This window comes from Ruegeria sp. SAZA006, from assembly GCF_059613465.1.
The window spans coordinates 99,574-118,358 of sequence record NZ_JBXWSO010000009.1 but is presented as its reverse complement, the minus strand read 5'-3'; the positions used below and the strand labels follow the sequence as shown (position 1 = coordinate 118,358).

The window sequence follows — 18,785 nt, the reverse complement described above, 5'->3', positions numbered from 1 at the left end:
GGCGCAGATCCTGATCGAACAATGGAGGAGGCACTACAACACGAAACGACCACACAGCGCCTTGGGTTACCGCCCACCGGCACCGGAAACCATCGTCCAGATGGACCAAAGGCCGGCGATGCACTAACACTCGAACTGGACCACTCGGGTGGGGCTGATCAGTGCTTTGTCGAAGAGATCAGTCGTTACCGAGCTTCGTGGAAGAACAGTCCATTCAATTCGATGGTTTGAAGCATCCCATGTTGCGTCGAGCAACCCGATTACAGGATGCATCATCAGGCGGCCCAAGGAAACACGCGAAACTGGCACGCCACCATCAATAAGCCTTTGACTTAACTGCTCGACTAGCCCGCCAAGGTCAGCATCAAAAAAGGCCAGCTTTTGCAGCCAATCTGCAATGCGGTCGAAAACATCCGCCATAACGTACACCTCTGCCACCATCTTGTTACAGCCGGAGGCTCGTGTCATTTGGTTTGTCTTCGAACTCTCAATTCTCTTGCAATTGGTTTGGAAATTCTGACACGCGTACGCTCCCGATACTCAGACGAACGTCAGGTTCGAGCCCCAAGTGACCGATGCTGCGCGATCGACCGACGGCGGCTGTGCGCAGAAAGCTGACTTTACAAAGTCTCGCGCTCGGCCCATCGAGGATGAATATCAACTGGCAAATTTCTGCCGGGAAACAGGCCGGGCTCTTTTCTTAAGCCACAAGATCGCCATAAAACTAGTCAACTCCACAAACCGTCAATGTAATTTCTTGAAAAACAGCGACAGCAAAACGAATACGAAACGGCGGCGCATGCGAGGTACTGCTCGCGCTGCGTTTGCGATGGGGCTTATTGCTCTTGTTTCTGCCTGCGCTCAGGGCTCAAGCGACGCGGATCTCGATCCAGAACGTCAGGCTATGGCATTGCGCGAGGTCTCTCAAAAACAAGCTCGAGGGCAAAGGGTATGGTGCGTACCCTACGCACGTAACCTCAGCGGTATCGAAATTCGCGGAAACGCCAAGGACTGGTGGGGGAAGGCGCGCAATACTTTTGAGCGAGGCAATGAACCGGTTGTTGGTGCGGTCATGTCATTTCGAGCAACCCGAGGGATGCCGCTTGGTCACGTGGCCGTCGTATCCGATGTCGTCACTGACAGAGAAGTCATCGTGAACCACGCCAACTGGCACCGCAACAAGGTATCATTGAAAATGGGCGTCAAGGATGTATCCAAAAACAATGATTGGACATTGGTCCGCGTTGAAAGCCATCCGGGCCGGTATGGCAGCTTCTACCCGGTGAACGGGTTCATTTATCCTAAAGTTGGCGAATAAATTTATTCAATTGTGAACCGCATACTGTGCGTATCCGACGGATGGGTCACAAGCGGCTCAGCAGTGCACGCGGGCCAGTGACGGAAAAGGTCCGCAAATCGGATAATCTTCGCGGTAGAGCGAATGACCGCATCGAGCCCCCCGTAGAAGTGAAGAATTTACGCTGCGAGCGCTCGTAGCAAGATTACCCGCCGCACCGCCGAAAATCACCCGCTGCATGACAGAAGAAAATGCGGCCGTGCAGGCAGAACGCAGCGAGATTGCGATCCGGAATGACCGGGTCCCGGGGCAAAACAACCGCTCTCGACATACGATTCAGCCAGTAAGTCGGATGCAAATTTGCAAAAACTCGCGGCCGCTCACTCCTCCCTCTAAAATCACTTCAACCTGGAGCAATCTCTTACCAATCGAGACACCTTGAAGCTGACATGCAACGCTACCCTCGGCGAGTGGCGCGAGCTTGGTGCAGCAAAAAGGCAGCTATTTGGGGCTGGCCGAGAATGCTTTGGGTTTGTTTGATGACACTCTCTTGAAGCTTTTTGAACACCGAAGCGACGACAGGTTTTTACCGCCGCTTCGCCATTCCGCGAACTCAGTTCAGGACTTTAGGTAGGTGTTAAACCAATCAATGGTGCGGTCCCAGGCCAAGTTTGCCATTTCCTCGTCATAACGAGGCGTGCTGTCGTTATGAAAGCCGTGGTTGGCATTTTCGTAGATGTAGGCCTCGTAAACCTTATTATTGGATTGCAGCGCAGCTTCGAATTCCGGCCAACCTGCGTTGATGCGTTCATCAAGCTCTCCCATCTGAATCAGCAACGGTGCCTGAATTTTAGCCACATCCTCAGCGGCCGGCTGCCGGCCATAGAATGGCACGCCGGCGGCCAATTCGGGGTAGGCCACGGCAATTGCGCTGACCACACCACCGCCATAGCAGAAACCTACAGCGCCAACTTTCCCAGTACAGTCTTCCCGGTTCAACAGGTATTCGAAGCCATTGAAGAAATCATTCATCAGCTCAACCCGGTCGACGGTCTTCTGCAACTCGCGCCCATCAGCGTCGTTACCGGGATATCCGCCCACCGACGTTAGGCCGTCGGGAGCCAGTGCCATAAAGCCTGCTTTCGCCAAGCGTCGCGCCACATCTTCGATGTAGGGATTCAGGCCGCGGTTTTCGTGTATCACGAGCACCCCGGGCAGGGGTTCTTCCACACCAGCGGGACGAACAAGGTAGCCTCGGACATCACCCGTTCCGTTCGGAGAAGGGTAGGTTATGTAGTCTGCGTGGATATCGGGATCGTTGAACGACACCTGCTGTGCCAGCGCATAGTTCGGACTGAGCATGTTCAATAACGCGGCAGCCGTTAAGCCGCCAACCGCGAATTTTCCGGCGCGGTCCAGAAATTGGCGTTTGGTGATCTTTCCGTGCGCATAATAGTCGTACAGATCCAGCAGTTCCTGATCGAAGTCTTTTGCCGTCATGCGAGTCATGGTCAATCTCCTGATGAGGTGGTGGTTCAATCCATGGGATACTATCAGTTCAAAGGGTTATGGTTTGTTCGAAGTTCTAGGCAGGTCGGCTAAGATATTGCCGATGCGGATTCCTTTTTTGTGTGCTGATCGCGCAGAACGTTCTTTTGGACTTTTCCCATGGTGTTTCGTGGCAACTCTTGGACGAGTTCGTAGCGACGCGGATGTTTGAAGCGCGACAGCCTTTCCCTGATGATTGATGCAATCTGATCCGTGTCGAGCTCTACGCCTGGCTCAGCAACCAGAGCGGCGATGATCTTTTCCCCGAAGTCGTTGTCAGGGACGCCAAAAACTGCCGACTCCAGTACGCCATCGATGTCGTTTAAGACGTCTTCGATTTCCTTGGGGTAGACGTTGTAACCGCCTGTGATGATAAGGTCTTTTGAACGACCTACAATCGACAGGTAGCCATCCTCGCTGTATTTACCCAGATCCCCGGTGATAAAGAATCCATTCTCGCGAAGTTCTGCAGCGGTTTTTTCAGGCATCTGCCAATAGCCTTGGAAAACATTAGGGCCGCGTATTTCGATCATTCCTACCGCCCCTCTGGGCAGTTGCTCGCCGGTTTCAGGATCAGTGACGATCACCTCGATGCCGGGCAATGCCATTCCAACAGTTCCTGCGCGACGTTCGCCAATATAAGGGTTCGAGGTGTTCATGTTTGTCTCGGTCATACCGTAGCGCTCTAGGATGCGGTGGCCTGTGCGCGCTTCGAACGCCTGATGGGTTTCGGTCAGCAATGGGGCAGAGCCCGACACGAACAACCGCATGTTCCCCACGATCTCTTTGGTGAACCCGTCATCCGCCAGCAATCGAGTGTAGAAAGTGGGGACACCCATTAGAAGGGTTGAATGCGGTAGTTCCTCCAAGATCAGGCCAATATCAAATTTTTCCATCAGCCGAACCTCGGACCCGGCGACTAGTGATGTGTTCATCGCCACGAAAAGCCCGTGCGTGTGAAAGATCGGCAGCGCGTGAACCAAGCGATCGTTGTTTGTGATAGCCCACAAATCCGCGAGAGCTTGCGCATTGGTCAAAAGGTTCTGGTGGCTCAACATTGCGCCCTTAGAGCGACCCGTGGTTCCCGACGTATAAAGCAAAGCCGCAAGGTCGTCCGGGGCGCGATCAACGGTTTCAAACTCGCGGGGCTGCGCGTCAGCCTGGCGGCTTAAGCTTGATATTTCACCACCAAGGGTAAGCAGCCTTGCGCCATACCGATCCGCCAGTGTTTTGATCTCGGCTGCGTCGTTGTCGTCGCAGACGATCACCGCAGGCTGGGCGTCAGATGCGAAGTAGTCCAATTCTGCCATTGTGTAAGCAGTGTTTAGCGGCAAATAGACAGCACCTGCCTGAACTGAAGCAGCATAGAGTGCAATCGTATCGGCCAACTTTGGGGCCTGCACAACGATGCGGTCGCCAGGAGAAACTCCGTTGTTCTGCAAAACATGCGCGATCTGTGCCGCGCGTTTCAGAAACGCGTCATATGACACTACCTCTCCGTCATCGAGTAGCAGGAACGGAACCTCGTTTCCCGCGTGGTGGGCAAACAAGCTGTCGTAGAGAGTGTTAGTCACGCTGGATTTTCCTCTGGTCTGGCCGCAAGTACTGCGGTTGAAGCCGCGCGCACGGAACGCGAGGTTTCGATTGTGGCGTGCGCCACAAATTCTTCGTGGTTACGTTCAGTCTTTTTCAAGTCGTAAAGGTAATTGACCATTGCGCCGCCGGATTGGGATCGTCCGTTCTGCGACGGATCGGCCCCGGCATGCAGTTCGTGAAGCTCGGCGCCATTGCCCAGGTGAAAGCGGGCCACAGGATCCAGCGGCATCCCATCTTCGCGCTTGGCGAGTAACAGGTATCGGGCGGCCATCGCCCGCACGTCCTGCGGAGGGGCTGTTCCCGCAAGTACGGCTTCGGCAGCATGGCCATGCTCGGGATGCCCTGTTTCGCCAGCTAACCACCGGTTCATACCAGGTATCGGAGACAAGGTCACAAATGTGTCGAGGCCCGGAAGCTCTCGCGAGAGTTCGGTCACAACCTGTTTGATCAGCAGGTTTCCAAAGCTGATACCCGTTAAACCCCTCTGGCAGTTTGAAATTGAGTAGAATGCGGCGATTGTTGCCTGTTCTGGTTCGATCGGTTCTCGAACTTCGGACAAAAGCACATCAATCGCGTTCGGAATCTCAGTCGTCAAAGCCACTTCGACAAAAATCAGCGGCTCATCCGGCATTGAGGGATGAAAAAACGCAAAACAGCGACGGTCGGGAGGGAATAGCCGGCGCCGCAGGTCGTCCAGATCATGAATCTGATGGACGGCCTCATACGCGACGATCTTGTCCAGAACGCGGGCTGGTGTATCCCAACTGATTTGTTTGAGGACTAGAAAACCCCGGTTGAACCAGCTTCGCAGTAAATGCACGAAATCTACATCTGTGCGCTTGAGTTCGGGGTTGGATTTGAGAAAACGCAACAGGTCAACGCGCGTTGCCACAAGCTCTTGCGTCGCGCCGGAGGGTTGATTCAGACGGCGCAGCAATTCTTGCCGTTTGGGTTCGGCCGCCTCGCTAAGCTTTTTATACAGATCGACACTTCTATACTCGGCATAATGACGCGCCGTCTCAGACAGTAGATCCGCGTCTAACTCAAGCTGGTCATTCAAATAGGCGAAGAAGTCCAGTTTTTCCGGGTCGTCCAAGGTCTGGTATCGATCCAGTATCGTTGATGCGAGCGCGAAACCTGATACTTCACCTTCCGCAGATAAAAGTGCTTCACATAGCTCCGATACGGATCGCTTGTCATCTATGCCCCGCTTTTTGCCGGGGCGGTCGAACAGCTGATCAAGCAGATCGCCCAGAAACCAGTTCCTCTGCATTTCACGACTCCATCTGACTGCTCAGATAGTCACCTGTTCGACGGTAATGATCGATCAAATGCCGGGTTGCGCTTTCTGCATCGCGATCCAGTGCTGCGTCCAAAATTTCCTGATGCTCTGCGTTGATATCGCGCTTTTTGTAACTCGACCCGCCAGCCGCCAGATAACGATAGCGGATGTTCAGATCGTAAAGCTGCGAGCAATACCGCAAGAGTAAAGGAAGCCTCGCATTGTCCAACAAGGCCATGTGAAACGCCTTGTGTGCGTCTTCAAAGTCGTGTGCCCCTTTTTGGCTCGCCTTCTTCATATGGTGGTGCCGCAAAACAAGCCTGTCTTCCCAGGCTGAGTTTGCATTGGCGATGGACGTACGCAACGCGGTTTCTTCAAGATTGCATCGCAACATAAGGATTTCCTCGAAGTTGCATTTGCTAACTGGTGCCGCCCTGAAGCCGCGCTGGTCAATTCGTTCCACCAACATATCCGATGTCAAAAGGCTTAGTGCTTCGCGAACCGGGCTTGCGCCGGTGTCCAGCATCCCGCGGAGCTGTTCGATCTTGAGCTTTTGACCGGGCGGCAGCTCGCCAGTCAGGATCATTTCGCGCAGTTTTCGATACGCACCATGAGTGGCGGATGTCTCTTTGCCCTCGGTATCAAGCATGGCATCCATGTCTGGCATTCCCTTCTTCGTGGCGCAGTCTATTGGGAGCTCTTAGCTGAGCGTGCTCGTTCCAGTCGATAGTCCGATTGAGATGTTCAGCGAGCCCTCGTTTATCAGCCATCGCCGAAGTACAAAGCTGCGTGCCCCGCTTTTGTGCATCGGGTCATCTTCTGCAAGCTTTCGGGCGGCTTCGAGACTGTCGGCCCTATAGATGATGAGGCCAATGCCCTGCATATGCTGGCCGGTTTCATCCGACATGGGACCTGCAAAAGCCAGCTGCCCTGTATGTTCAAGCTTCGCCTGATACGCCAGGTGATCCGGCAGTGAAGCCTTTACGTCTTCGGGTGCTTTGGCTGGCGTGCTCAGTGCGACGTAAAGCTCCAAAGCAAGCGCACCGCGGCTTTTTGCTTCTGATTTGTAGTCTGCCCAAGCAACCATTCGCGGCCTCCAAAAATATCGATATTATTTGACATATGGCAAAATAGTCGGCAAAAATCAAGCAAGCTAACATGGAAGGTGACAATGAAATACCTGGTGGGAGAGACTTCGGAAGGCACAGCGGTTTTTGCCGTGAACGGTGAAAACGCAGTGAATCTAACGGCTTTGGACCCTGCCGTCGGTTCCGACTTGATGGGTTTGATCAGCAAGCCTGGCCTGGCCGACTCGCTGGCTGAAAAAATCACCTCGGCAGATAGTGTGCCGTTATCCTCAGTCACACCGGCGTTGCCCGTGGCGTCACCCGGCACGATCATTTGTATGGGTTTGAACTATACGGATCACATCAAAGAGGGCGGCTACGACATCCCCGAATATCCAACGCTGTTCATGCGCGGTAAGAATTCGATCATGGCGGCAGGCCAGCCTATGGTGCGGCCTGCGTGTTCGGAAAAACTCGACTACGAAGCCGAACTAATGCTGATCGTTGGAAAACGCGGCCGCCATATCTCGCAGCAGGACGCGCTGGATTATGTCTTTGGCTACACTGTATTCAACGATGGTTCGCTGCGGGACTATCAGCGCAAAACCGTTCAGTGGACGCCCGGCAAAAACTTTGATGACACGGGCGCGGTCGGTCCTTTCACCGTGACGCCGGATGAGTTGCCGGAAGGGGCATCAGGTCTGAAGATCGAAAGCCGTGTGGGCGATGAAATCCTGCAAAGCTCGAATACGGCCAACATGATCTGGGGGGTCCAGCAGGTAATTGCGACGATTTCGGAATATACCACTTTGGAGCCGGGGGATCTGATTGCGCTGGGCACGCCGCCTGGTGTGGGACACGCCAAAAAGCCCAATCCCCGTTGGTTGAAGCCCGGCGAAACCGTCGAGGTCGAGATTGAAGGCATTGGAATTTGCGCCAGCCCAGTCATTGACGAAAAAGACGCCAAGTCAAAGGTCGCCGCAGCATGACCGCACCAACCGAGGCAGAGCTGGAAGCACTGCGCGCCAAGGCGCAGCAAGATCATCGTGATCTGCGCCAGCGCATTCCGCGGTTGTCCGACGATGCAATCGCCTTGATCCTTCGCGAGTCCAGGTCTCACTATGCCTGGACCGACCAGCCGGTTTCTGACGATCTGCTCGAAGAGATTTACGACATCACGATTAACGGCGCGACCAGCATGAATACGCTGCCCGCCCGCTTCGTTTTCGTGAAAAGTGCCGAAGGAAAAGAGCGGCTTGCCAAGTCGTTGAAGTCGAAGAACGTGCCAAAAATGATGGATGCGCCGGTCACGGCGATCATTGCCTATGACATGGACTTCTGGAAGGAATTGCCTTTTCTTTTCCCGCACGAAGACCGACGGCCATTGTTTGAGAACAATCCCGAATATGTAGCCGATACAGCGTTTCGCAATGGAACGCTTCAGGGCGCTTACTTCATGATCGCCGCCCGAGCTGTAGGGTTGGATGTCGGTGCTATGTCCGGCTTTTCGAACAAGATCGTCGACGAGGAGTTCTTTGCAGGAACAACGCTCAAGTCGAACTTTTTGTGCAATCTGGGCTACGCAGATGAAACGGGACTGTTTCACAAGCTGCCTCGCTTCCCATTCGAAAAGGTTTGCTCTTATGCATGAGGAGGTGACCCAGTGGCCATGAAATTGAAACCTGTCGTCACGTACCGCACGACAGCTCAATGCCCGACGCACGCGCGTACCGAAATTCCCATTCGTGATTTGGATGTTGTCGTCGACGAACCGGTCGAACGGGGCGGAACAAATCTTGGCCCGTCTCCGACCGAAACCGCGATGGCAGCGCTGATCGCCTGCACCAACGTCATTGGGCACAAGAATGCGCACCGTTTGGGAATTGATCTTGGCACAGTGACGATAGACGCGAAATGCAGGTTGGATCGGCGCGGCGTCCTAATGGAAGAAGAGATCGATGTTCCGTTTCCGGAAATCGTACTCACCGTAAATTGTGAAACACCCGCCAGTCAGGAGGAGCTGACACGCGTTGGTGAGGAAACGGCCAAATACTGTGCCATCGCAAAGCTGTTCGAAGCGGCAGGCACTGACCTGACCGTCAACTGGGTCAAAACAAGCAGCTAAAAGTCAATAGACCCGACTTTCTGGGAGGAGAGAAATGAAAAACTGGACCAAACGCAGCCTTGTTGCGGCTGCTGTGGCAAGCGTCATGGCGATGCCTGCCAAGGCGGAAGAGACCATTTCAGCCGTTGTGATTGATGGGTACCCAGATCGGGCCCTATGGGTGAAGGAATTCACCAATTTCTTCATTCCAGAAGTGGACAAGCGGCTGGCTGAGTCCGGTAACTACAGGATGAATTGGCAAGAGAACTATGGCGGTTCGATCGTCAAGCCGAAGGGTGTTTTGGAAGGTGTCCAGCTTGGCCTTGGAGATATTGGGATCGTCACAACGATCTTCCATTCGTCAAAGCTTCCCAGTCAGGGTATCTCGGGTTCGACGCCCTTCGTTGCATCCGACGCCCGTGCTGTGGCCAAAGCCGTGGATGAAATCGCGCGTGAGTTCCCGGCGATGCAAAATGAGTTTGCCGCACAGAACCAAGTTTACCTGGCAACTGGTGTCGTGCTCGATACCTATCAGGTTTTCTGTACAGAGCCGGTTTCGGCTGTTTCAGATCTGGAAGGCCGAAAAGTGGCCGGAGCTGGACTGAACCTCAGATATCTTGAAGGCATCAAAGACGCGGCCGGGGTACGTGGTGGCCTGACCGATTTCTACAATATGCTTCAAACTGGCCTGGTTGATTGTGCGATGCTTTGGCCAGAGGCCGCCAAAACATTCAAGATCGCCGAAGTGGCTCCTTACATGCTCAAAGCTGACTTGGGTGCGGTGAATTCCAAGACGATAACTGTGAATTCTGACTATTGGGCAAAGTTGCCGGACGAAGTCAAAGACGTTCTTAAGGCCGTCGCCATCGACTACCGTGATCATGTGGCCGGTATCGCCATGGACCGCGCCGCGGCCTCAAGGGATGCCTATACCGAAGCCGGCGGAACGATTGTCGAAGTTTCGGACGAAGAACGAGCGGCTTGGGCCAACGCTATGCCAAATGTTGCACAGGAATGGGCAGCCACCCTGAATGAAAACGGAGAACAAGGCGACGCGATTTTGGCCGCTTACCTCGGCAAGCTGCAGGACGCCGGTTTCACCGGAGTTCGTGACTGGACGGCCAAATAACCAGTTGGCGATCCACGAAAGGGGCCTCTCATGCTGAAGACCGCAGTTGCTGGCTTGTCGCGGGTCGCCAATTCGCTTGCAATCGCCGCCAACGCATTGGGTACGCTCGTCGTCCTTGCGCTGGTGGTCATTCTGAATGTTGACGTCATTGCACGGGGTCTGTTTTCGGCCCCGCTGCGCGGAACCTATGAGATGGTGCAATTCTCGGTCGTGATGATCGTGTTCCTGCAGCTGGCCGACGTGGTCAGAGTGGATCGATTGACACGCTCGGACGGGTTTTTGAACCTGCTACACCATCGTCGCCCCGGTCTGACAGCCAATCTCAGGCGCATCATCAACGCGATTTCCGCAATCTTCATGGCCCTGATCGCTTATGTAACCTTCCCGGAATTTCTTCTTATGTGGGAGACACAGGACTACTTCGGAGTACCGGGTCTTTTCACATTGCCTTGGTGGCCGGTCAAACTGGTCATCGCGTGCGGTACCGCGCTTGCCTGCGTGATCTTCCTGCTCAAGGTCATCACGGCGCAGGACCGCCCGCAACTTGTCCGCACCCCAGAGCATGACGAGGCCGCAAAATGACTCCGATCGAGATTGGCCTGATCTCGGTCATCGCCATCGTCTTTCTGATTTACGCGGGCGTTTACATTCCTATCGCTCTGGGCGTGGTCTCGTTCGTGTCGATCTGGCTGATGCGGGACAACTTCACGCTTGCGCTCAACCTGTTGAAAGTGGCGGTTGGCGATAGTGCGATGGAGTATAGTTTTGCGACCATCCCGCTGTTTACTTTTATGGGGCTGATTGTTTCGAAGGCGGGTTTGGGTAGAGACATTTACGAAGTCATGACCATGCGGTTTCGAAAGGTCAAAGGCGGTATCGGTATGGCAACTGTCGGAGCCAACGCCGTCTTTGCCGCAGTTACCGGTTCGTCAATTGCATCTGCGTCCGTTTTTACCAAAGTCTCGGTCCCGCAAATGATGGCGCAGGCTTATAACCCGCGCTTTGCGGTTGGGGTTGTAGCCGGGTCTTCGGTCTTGGGGATGATCATCCCGCCGTCGGCAATGCTGATCATCTATTCCTTCGTCGCCGAACAATCCGTTGGGGACATGTTTCTGGCGGGGGTCATTCCTGGGATTATGCTGGCAATCGCTTATGTCGGCGCAATTTGGGTCATGGGGCGCTTCACCCCAGCTTTCGTCGGTGGTCGTGTTGTTGAAGACACTGAGTGGATTTCTGGGCGCGAGATCGCCTCCAAGACACTGCCGACACTGTTCATCATTACCATCGTTCTTGGTGGTATCTATACGGGTTGGTTGACAGCAGTAGAAGCAGGGGCCGCCGGGGCTTTTTTCGCGCTAATCATAGCGGTTGCCCGCAAGTCGATGTCACCACGCGCATTCTGGGACGCGTTGCTGGAAACCGGGCACATCACGGCGGCGATCCTGTTTCTGATTACGGCGGCTTCAATATACAGTCGAATGCTGGGACTGGCGGGGTTGCCCAATCAGTTGCAGGACTTGCTGGCAGGGAATTCCGCATCTTTCTGGTCGATCATGCTGCTCTATGTTCTGTTGATGCTGTTTCTGGGAACATTGCTCGACACAGCGTCGATCATTCTGATCGTTGTTCCGTTGTTCCTGCCCATGGCTGAAGCGCTGGATATGTCGCTGATCTGGTTCGGCATTATCACCGTGGTTGGAGCCGAAATCGGGCTTTTGACACCACCTTTGGGTATATCCTGCTTCGTTATCAAATCCACGATCAACGATGACCGAATATCGCTCAAGGATGTGTTCATGGGCGCACTTCCCTTTGCGTTCGTGATGCTGATCGTTCTGTTCATTCTGATTGAGTTCCCGATCCTCAGCCTTGCCCTGATTTAAGGAGGCCAAGATGCGCTCTGTCACCAAAGACAATATCACTGACGTCTTCATGGGGTACCTGTCCAAAGACACCGATCCACGGATGCGCGAAATCATGGGCTCTCTGGTCAAACACCTGCACGATTTCGCACGGGAAACCAACCTGACGCATGACGAGTGGCGGGCCGGGATTGCGTTTCTGGAAGGCTGCGCCGCGGTGGAAACCGAGGATAGGCATGAATTCGTGCTAGCCTCGGACGTGTTGGGCCTGTCGTCATTGGTTGACATGCTGCATTCCAGCCCTGACGCGACCAGCTCGTCTGTGTTGGGTCCATTTCACGTCTCGGGCGCCCCCCCGCTGCCGATCGGTGGCGATATGAAACGTAACTATGGAGGGCCGGTTCTGCTGGCCGAAGGCGTGATCCGGGATACAAGGGGCAATCCGATTGCGGGTGCCGAGCTCGACATCTGGCAAACAGCGCCAAACGGGCTCTACGCCAGTCAGGATGAGGAACAGGATATCTACTCTTTTCATGGCTTGATGACGGTCGGCTCAGATGGCCGTTACGCTTTCACCACGGTCAAACCAGTGGAATACACGGTGCCATCTGATGGGCCAGTCGGAGACATTCTGCGAGCCTGTGGTCGCCATCCCTGGCGACCGTCGCACCTGCATTACATCGTCAAAGCTCCCGGTTATCGGACTTTGGTGACCGAGGTATTTCCCGACGATGATCCCTATCTGGATGAAGACACGGTGTTTGGCGTGCGCGACGATCTAGTGATGACCTATGTTGAACGCCCAGCTTCTGAATTTCCTGATGGCATGGAGCTTTCTGGTAAGATCACTGAATCTTTCTTGCATGTGAATTTCGACGTGACGCTTGCCAAGGACTGATTGACAGATAGGAGGCTTGAGGTGCTGAAACGTATCTTCATTTTGGGCGCTGTGCTGTTTTGCAGTGCCGCCATCGCACAAGAGCGGCCCATCTTCGACGCGCATATTCATTACAGCCACGACGCCGTCGAACTGGTGCCACCAGAACAGGTGGCTAAAATCCTTCGGGATGCGGGAGTGCGGAAAGCGCTAGTTTCCAGCTCAGACGACAATGGCACTCAGCTGTTGTTGGCCGCGGCACCGGACATCGTCGTTCCAGCGTTGCGCCCGTACCGTCGTCGCGGCGAAATCAACACCTGGATGCACGATGAAACTGTAATTGACTATCTGGAAAAAAACCTGGCCAAAAACGACTACGAAGCTGTCGGCGAGTTTCACGCTTACGGCGACGATATCAAAACGCCGGTCATCCAGCGTATGATTGCACTGGCCAAAGAGCGGAACCTCATTTTACACCACCACGGTGATCGAGAGGCAGTTGACCTAATCTTCGAAACTTGGCCAGAGGCGCGGGTTTTGTGGGCGCATTCTGGCTTTGATGACCCGGCCAGTGTGTCTGACGCGTTGGATGCCTATCCCAGGCTTTGGGCGGACTTGGCTTTTCGGTCGGATATGGTGTCACGCGGCCGTTTAGATCCGGATTGGAAGGCCGCGTTCGAGGCGCATCCCGATCGGTTCATGGTCGGTACGGACACATTTGCGCCGGAACGTTGGTACTATGTTGGCCCCCACGCAGATTTTTCGCGTGAATGGCTGGATCTGCTGCCGGATCGGATCGCAGACAACATCGCCTATGCCAACGCTGAACGTTTGCTGGCATCAGAATGATCCGTTGGGTTGTCTGGCTTCTTGCTTCACCTGGCGCAGCAATTGCTTGTGACGCTGTGGGGCAACGCATGGGGTCGGAAGCCCCAGATGCGCCTGAGGTTTACTTGGATGTCATCGAAATTCCGTTGGCCAAACCGTTTTCCGTTCTGATTTCAGTCTGCGGTGAAGCAACAGCACATGAGATGCATGTTGATGCAATCATGCCCGCTCATCAGCACGGGTTGAACTACGCTCCCGAAGTTTCGCCATTGGGCGACGGAAAGTTCAGGGTCGATGATTTGCTGTTTCACATGCCGGGACTTTGGGAACTGCAGGCTGACGTTGATATTGGAGGGCGATCGTTGTCCTACACGTCAGAGATTACGCTCAAATGAAGTTCTGGGCTTTAACCGCGCTAATGACGCTTCCGGTTACTGTACACTCAGAAATTCTATTGTCCGAAGAGGAAATACAGCAAACGCTTTCCTTCGGGCCGTGGCCGCCAACATACCAGCCAGACCCCAGTAATCGCGTTTCAGGTGACATAAGAGCTATTTCGCTCGGCGCGGCTTTGTTCAACGATCCGGTGCTGTCGGTAGACGGCGCTTTTTCTTGCGCGAGTTGTCACGACCCCGAACAGGCATTTGCAACATCCGAGACGCGGGCGCTCGGCCGTGTCAGGTTGGATCGGAACACCCCATCCCTGAGAAACCTTGCGGGTCTGCGCTGGTACGGTTGGGGCGGCAAGAGCGATAGTCTCTGGGCAGCAAGTCTGCATCCGATCATCGAAGAACAAGAGATGGCTCATAGCAGCGAAAGTCTAAAGGCGGCAATTTCCGAGAGTTCTTATGCTGCTGATTTTGAGTCCATTTTTGGCAATATCCGAAATCAAGACCCGGAGTTGGTGCTGGTCAACACTGCCAAGTCTCTATCAGCCTATTTGGAGACGCTTAGAACCGAGCGGACACAATTTGACAGTTTCCGCGATGCGCTGGAACGCGGAGATCTGTTGGCGGCTGCGAACTATCCCGAAGCTGCTCAGAGAGGTCTAAAGCTCTTTCTGGGGCGCGGGAAATGTGCCCTTTGCCACAATGGCCCGGCATTTTCCAACAATGAATTTCACGACGCCGGGGTGCCTTACTTCCTAAGCGAAACCGAAGTCGATGAAGGACGGTTCGGCGGGTTGAACTTCCTGTTTTCAAGCGTCTACACACTGGACGGGGAATGGAACGACGATCCCGCCAAGCAAGGTGCATGGGCGGTTCGCAGTGTGCGTAGGCGTCATTCTGATTTTGGGACCTTTCGTACGCCAAGCCTGCGAGGTGTGGCTGAAACTCCGCCCTACATGCACGACGGCAGTCTGATCGACTTGGATGCGGTGGTCCGGCACTACAGCGAGCTTGATACCGAAAGGCTGCATGCCGACGGTGAGGCCATACTTTCGGAACTGAGCTTGTCCGAGCAGGAGATCGCTGATCTCGTTACGTTTTTGGAGACTTTGTCCGACGTTACATGGCGTTGAAATACTCTATTTCAGCCTAAGTGCCGCCCGAGTTATGCGGCACGCCGCATTTGGTTGACCCCATCTCCACGTCAGAGAGTGTGGCCATCAAACCAAGGTCGTTGCTGTCGTCCGAATGATCTATGCCGAATACCTTGTCGGCTACCGTGGTTGGGCCGTTCCCGAGTGAAATATCGTATTGCTCCAGCGCCTACCCACAAAAACTCTCGTCACGGGTCGCTTCGCATCCTGCAAGGCTGCACTAAGGCAATTGGGTTGGGCGCTATCAACAAACGGCAAATGGGCAGGTGACTCAACAACCACCTCGAGAATTCCCACCTGCCGTTTCGACGACTCGACCTCGCGTTACAGCGTTTCAAACACATGCGATATCTATAGAAATTTGCCGCCTTCAAATCCTCTGAATTTGACCACCTCAACTAGGAAAGATCGCTAACCAGCCCGGGCACCTTCAGGCTGATCCGCGCCGCCGGTCTCAGCGAGTGGTGTCAACTCTGTTCCGGACGGGTTTGGGGTTGCCGCGGTAAACTGAGACTAATTCGAATTCGCCTGACAGCGCCGCTACTCATTCCCGCCACCCTGCACTTAACTTTTCCGTCACGGGTTTCTGTCGACATTACCGTGGGTTGTGCCGCCTTCCTCAATCGGAGACGGCCCGATTTGCAGATTGAGGGCGCATTCTCGATGCAAGTCTCTGTTCCTTTTTTCGGACCAGGCCAGAGATTATTCGCTTGGAGGAAAAGACTGCATTCGGTTTCCGCTGCCGCTGCGGAATCTGGAGGATCTTGAGCACGAGCGCTGCATCGACGTGACCAATAATTCGGTACGGTCCTAGCGGCGGTTTGCGCACAGTTTGCGGCTGAGATGCGCAGGTAACACTTCCAGCTTATGCGCGGATATTCCAATTGGCGATGGCGCTTGGATGAGATGTTTGTGGGGATCAACGGCGACCGGCACTGCCTTTGCGGAGACTGGTTCTCATCCGTCCGACACCACGTTCCGGAAGACTGTTGGTTGTCCGCCCTAGGCCAAATCCAAAATCACTCCGCAGCGATCGCTTTTTCTTGCTGAGTCTTTTCGCCTTCAACCAACAGTGTGCGGGTCGGAAACGGAATATTGATATCGGCTTCGTCCAACGCCTCTTTGACCTTGCGCTTCATGTCCGCCTGGTATTGGAAATAGTCCGAAGATTTGCACCAAACGCGGACAAGAAAATCGACGCTGCTGCTGCCAAGATTGTTCACTTGGATGAACGGTTCTGGGTCTGCCAGCGAACGAGCGTCCGACATGATCGTGTCGCGAATTACACGCTCGGCCTCCGCCAGGTTGACGCCGTATCCAACGCCGAACGTCCACTCGGCACGACGGGTCTCGTAGACGGAATAGTTCTTGATGGTGTTTCCCCACACCTCGGCGTTGGGAACGATAACCTTGACGTTCCCCATATCCGCAATCTCGGTATAGTTCAGGGTGATGTCTTTGACGGTTCCGAGCACCCCATTCACGTCGACGAAATCCCCGATCTTGAGTGGCCGGAACAGGATGATCATCACGCCGGCTGCAACGTTGGACAATGTGCCTTGCAGCGCAAGTCCAATGGCCAAACCCGCGGCACCGATCAGCGCGATGATCGACGTGGTCTGCACCCCGAACGTGTTCAGAATGAACAGCCCCGTAAACGCCAGAATCGTATAGCGCGCCAGATTGCCGAGAAAGTTGAAGAGCGTATCATCCAGGCGTTCCGATTTTTCACCGACGCCCCGGATCTTCCGGCTGACATATCTTGAAATCACAAGCCCAAGAACCAGAAGGATCAGCGCCGCGATCGTGTTCGCGACGAGGCCAAGAAGGGCCTCGAGCGTCAGCAGGTCGCTTAGCGATTTCCCGTCATAAAGTTCGGTATTCAAAACTTGCGACAGTTCGGCCCAAACGGTGTTCGTCACGGTCTCTGCGGTCTGTGCAATCTCGTTTTCCATGGTGTTCCTCGTGTCTCATCGCCTGAGTTTGGGTGTTTTGCAGCGCGGTCCTGCCGCGTCAGACCTCGATCACGGCGCTAGAGGCAAAGAACATGGCCTGGCTGACGGCCGATTTGACCTGTTCTTCGGTGTAGGGTTTGGAAATCAAAAAGGCCGGTTCGGGGCCTTTGCCCGTCAGAAGGCGCTCGGGGAAGGCGGTGATGAAAATGACGGGGCAATCGCCGTGCTGGGCAATGATGCGGTTCACCGCATCGATCCCGCTGGATTTGTCCGCCAGTTGGATGTCTGACAGGATCAAGTCGAACGGCTCGCGCTCGGCCAGGTCGATGGCGGCGGTCTCGGTGCGAGCGACCCCGGTGACCCGGTGGCCCAGGTCGGTCACCATCGTCTCAAGATCCATCGCGATGATTGCTTCGTCTTCGATGATCAAAATGCGCCCAGAGGTGTGGCGGGCCATTTCCTCGTAGGCGATATCGATCAGCTTCTGAGCCTCGGCGGGTTCTATCTGCATGATCGCGGCGATATCGCTGACCGAGAACTCTTCGACCGTGCGCAGCAGCAAGGCCTCGCGCGTGTTCGGCGTCAGGCGTGCCAACTGGGCGTGAGCGCGCGATTGAATGTCAGAACTGCCGCCATCGGCGTCAACGGGCATTCCCGACGTTGACCAGATACCGTGAAAAACACGAAACAACGCGACCCGCGGCGTGAGATCGGCATCGAACTGGGCGGGATCTGCAAGGATCGCTTCAAGCGATGCTGCGGCGTAGGCGTCGCCACTGTCCTGTGAGCCGGTGAGGGCACGGGCATAGCGGCGCAGAAACGGCAGCAGCGGGCCAATTTGATCTGCGACGGAAACTCCGGTCAGCTCAGTCATCTATGTTTTCCTCATTTTTTTCTCTAAACTCGGGAACCAAACGCATACTGGGGCGTTATGGTTCCAGCAAAAGTAAAAATTTTTGATGATGCCATGACAAAACCACAGCCCAGCCGAGAACATCGGCAAGAAATAGAACAAAGGATCGACGAGAACCTCAAGCGGGCTTTCGATGAGGTTGCCAGCGAACCGGTTCCGGATCGGTTCGTCGATCTTCTTGAAAAACTGCGCAATCAGACCAGTGTTCCCAAGAGCGGTGACACGGGAGGCTCGGATGGTTGATCCCCGAGAAGAGCTTGTCGAACATATTGGCGCGATGCGTGCCTTTGCCATCAGCCTGTGCCGAAACGGGGCCACGGCCGATGACATCGTGCAGGACGCATTGATCAAGGCATGGAGCAATATCGACTCGTTTCAGGAAGGCACCAACATGCGGGCCTGGCTGTTCACCATCGTCCGGAACACCTATTTTTCCCTGCACCGCAAACGCAAGCGCGAGGTCGAGGATGTCGATGGTGCCATGGCCGAGAGCCTGTCGCAGAAGCCCGACCATGACGGACGTTTGGCCTTGAAGGATTTTGCGGTTGCTTTTGATCAGTTGACTGATGAGCAGCGCGAAGCGTTGGTGTTGGTCGGTGCACAAGGGTTTTCCTATGAGGAAGCGGCCGAGATGTGTGGCGTCGCCCTTGGAACGATCAAAAGCCGGGTGAACCGGGCCCGCGCGCAATTGGCCGAACTGATGGATTTGGAAGATGACGAACCCATCGAATTGACTGATGCGGTGACGGCGGCAATCGTTCAGACGCAACCGGCGGCCTGACGA

At 54.8% G+C, this 18,785-nt stretch carries 22 protein-coding genes; 14 read left to right on the top strand and 8 right to left on the bottom strand.

Annotated features, from left to right (window positions below):
* Positions 1-127, top strand: a 127-nt coding sequence (locus AC2FNZ_RS09650; RefSeq protein ID WP_496840394.1) for an integrase core domain-containing protein, incomplete at its 5' end; no start/stop codon positions are given.
* Here the strand turns inward: AC2FNZ_RS09650 and AC2FNZ_RS09645 are convergent.
* On the bottom strand, positions 124-468 hold the full coding sequence (locus tag AC2FNZ_RS09645) for a hypothetical protein (protein ID WP_377179933.1): 345 nt from the start codon (positions 466-468) through the stop codon (positions 124-126). The two genes, AC2FNZ_RS09650 and AC2FNZ_RS09645, sit on opposite strands and share 4 nt — an antisense overlap.
* Before the next feature lie 100 nt (positions 469-568).
* On the opposite strand from AC2FNZ_RS09645, the gene AC2FNZ_RS09640 reads away from it, so the two are divergent.
* A complete protein-coding gene (locus AC2FNZ_RS09640; protein WP_370797513.1) occupies positions 569-1,318 on the top strand; it encodes a CHAP domain-containing protein in 750 nt (249 codons plus the stop codon).
* 597 nt (positions 1,319-1,915) lie between these two features.
* Here the strand turns inward: AC2FNZ_RS09640 and yghX are convergent.
* The 5 genes from yghX to AC2FNZ_RS09615 all read right to left on the bottom strand — a co-directional run bounded on the left by yghX (position 1,916) and on the right by AC2FNZ_RS09615 (position 6,810).
* Positions 1,916-2,806: a YghX family hydrolase gene (yghX, locus tag AC2FNZ_RS09635; protein ID WP_093961643.1), complete on the bottom strand. Its 891-nt coding sequence runs from the start codon at positions 2,804-2,806 to the stop codon at positions 1,916-1,918.
* Positions 2,807-2,895: 89 nt separating this feature from the next.
* Entirely contained in the window at positions 2,896-4,419 is a 1,524-nt protein-coding gene (locus AC2FNZ_RS09630; RefSeq protein WP_093961644.1) for a malonate--CoA ligase, read from the bottom strand.
* A complete protein-coding gene (locus tag AC2FNZ_RS09625; protein WP_496840392.1) occupies positions 4,416-5,714 on the bottom strand; it encodes a malonyl-CoA decarboxylase in 1,299 nt (432 codons plus the stop codon). The genes AC2FNZ_RS09630 and AC2FNZ_RS09625 overlap by 4 nt, the downstream gene beginning before the upstream one ends.
* A gap of 1 nt (position 5,715) precedes the next feature.
* Entirely contained in the window at positions 5,716-6,390 is a 675-nt protein-coding gene (locus AC2FNZ_RS09620) for a GntR family transcriptional regulator (protein ID WP_480771279.1), read from the bottom strand.
* A 33-nt stretch (positions 6,391-6,423) separates the two neighbouring features.
* Positions 6,424-6,810, bottom strand: a complete 387-nt coding sequence (locus AC2FNZ_RS09615) for a YciI family protein (protein ID WP_170437012.1) — start codon at positions 6,808-6,810, stop codon at positions 6,424-6,426.
* Between the two features lie 84 nt (positions 6,811-6,894).
* Between AC2FNZ_RS09615 and AC2FNZ_RS09610 the strand changes: the two genes are divergently transcribed.
* The 10 genes from AC2FNZ_RS09610 to AC2FNZ_RS09565 are packed head-to-tail and all read left to right on the top strand — an operon-like array spanning position 6,895 to position 15,112.
* On the top strand, positions 6,895-7,779 hold the full coding sequence (locus AC2FNZ_RS09610; RefSeq protein WP_496840391.1) for a fumarylacetoacetate hydrolase family protein: 885 nt from the start codon (positions 6,895-6,897) through the stop codon (positions 7,777-7,779).
* Positions 7,776-8,441: a malonic semialdehyde reductase gene (locus AC2FNZ_RS09605; protein ID WP_496840390.1), complete on the top strand. Its 666-nt coding sequence runs from the start codon at positions 7,776-7,778 to the stop codon at positions 8,439-8,441. Before AC2FNZ_RS09610 ends, AC2FNZ_RS09605 begins: the two co-directional genes overlap by 4 nt.
* An 18-nt stretch (positions 8,442-8,459) precedes the next feature.
* The gene (locus tag AC2FNZ_RS09600; protein WP_170366812.1) at positions 8,460-8,915 is read left to right on the top strand and encodes an OsmC family protein; all 456 of its coding nucleotides are present in this window, start codon (positions 8,460-8,462) and stop codon (positions 8,913-8,915) included.
* Positions 8,916-8,949: 34 nt separating this feature from the next.
* Positions 8,950-10,023, top strand: coding sequence for a C4-dicarboxylate TRAP transporter substrate-binding protein (locus tag AC2FNZ_RS09595; RefSeq protein WP_170366813.1), 1,074 nt, complete (start codon positions 8,950-8,952; stop codon positions 10,021-10,023).
* A 30-nt stretch (positions 10,024-10,053) separates the two neighbouring features.
* Complete coding sequence (locus tag AC2FNZ_RS09590; RefSeq protein ID WP_496840389.1) at positions 10,054-10,605, top strand: TRAP transporter small permease subunit; 552 nt, start codon at positions 10,054-10,056, stop codon at positions 10,603-10,605.
* A complete protein-coding gene (locus tag AC2FNZ_RS09585) occupies positions 10,602-11,906 on the top strand; it encodes a TRAP transporter large permease (protein WP_496840388.1) in 1,305 nt (434 codons plus the stop codon). Before AC2FNZ_RS09590 ends, AC2FNZ_RS09585 begins: the two co-directional genes overlap by 4 nt.
* A 10-nt stretch (positions 11,907-11,916) precedes the next feature.
* A complete protein-coding gene (locus AC2FNZ_RS09580; RefSeq protein WP_496840386.1) occupies positions 11,917-12,783 on the top strand; it encodes a dioxygenase family protein in 867 nt (288 codons plus the stop codon).
* Between the two features lie 21 nt (positions 12,784-12,804).
* Positions 12,805-13,611 carry an amidohydrolase family protein gene (locus tag AC2FNZ_RS09575; protein WP_496840385.1) on the top strand — a complete coding sequence of 269 codons (807 nt, stop codon included), beginning with the start codon at positions 12,805-12,807 and terminating at the stop codon, positions 13,609-13,611.
* A complete protein-coding gene (locus AC2FNZ_RS09570) occupies positions 13,608-13,985 on the top strand; it encodes a hypothetical protein (protein ID WP_141138453.1) in 378 nt (125 codons plus the stop codon). The genes AC2FNZ_RS09575 and AC2FNZ_RS09570 overlap by 4 nt, the downstream gene beginning before the upstream one ends.
* The gene (locus AC2FNZ_RS09565) at positions 13,982-15,112 is read left to right on the top strand and encodes a cytochrome-c peroxidase (RefSeq protein WP_496840384.1); all 1,131 of its coding nucleotides are present in this window, start codon (positions 13,982-13,984) and stop codon (positions 15,110-15,112) included. Before AC2FNZ_RS09570 ends, AC2FNZ_RS09565 begins: the two co-directional genes overlap by 4 nt.
* Positions 15,113-16,152: 1,040 nt before the next feature.
* Here AC2FNZ_RS09565 and AC2FNZ_RS09560 read toward each other — a convergent pair.
* Both AC2FNZ_RS09560 and AC2FNZ_RS09555 read right to left on the bottom strand, forming a co-directional pair.
* Positions 16,153-17,088: a mechanosensitive ion channel family protein gene (locus AC2FNZ_RS09560; protein ID WP_170339317.1), complete on the bottom strand. Its 936-nt coding sequence runs from the start codon at positions 17,086-17,088 to the stop codon at positions 16,153-16,155.
* Between the two features lie 58 nt (positions 17,089-17,146).
* A complete protein-coding gene (locus tag AC2FNZ_RS09555) occupies positions 17,147-17,962 on the bottom strand; it encodes a response regulator (RefSeq protein WP_093961657.1) in 816 nt (271 codons plus the stop codon).
* Between the two features lie 57 nt (positions 17,963-18,019).
* Between AC2FNZ_RS09555 and AC2FNZ_RS09550 the strand changes: the two genes are divergently transcribed.
* Positions 18,020-18,244, top strand: a complete 225-nt coding sequence (locus tag AC2FNZ_RS09550; protein ID WP_254430821.1) for a NepR family anti-sigma factor — start codon at positions 18,020-18,022, stop codon at positions 18,242-18,244.
* A complete protein-coding gene (locus AC2FNZ_RS09545; protein ID WP_005982020.1) occupies positions 18,237-18,782 on the top strand; it encodes an RNA polymerase sigma factor in 546 nt (181 codons plus the stop codon). Before AC2FNZ_RS09550 ends, AC2FNZ_RS09545 begins: the two co-directional genes overlap by 8 nt.
* Positions 18,783-18,785 lie beyond the last annotated feature (3 nt).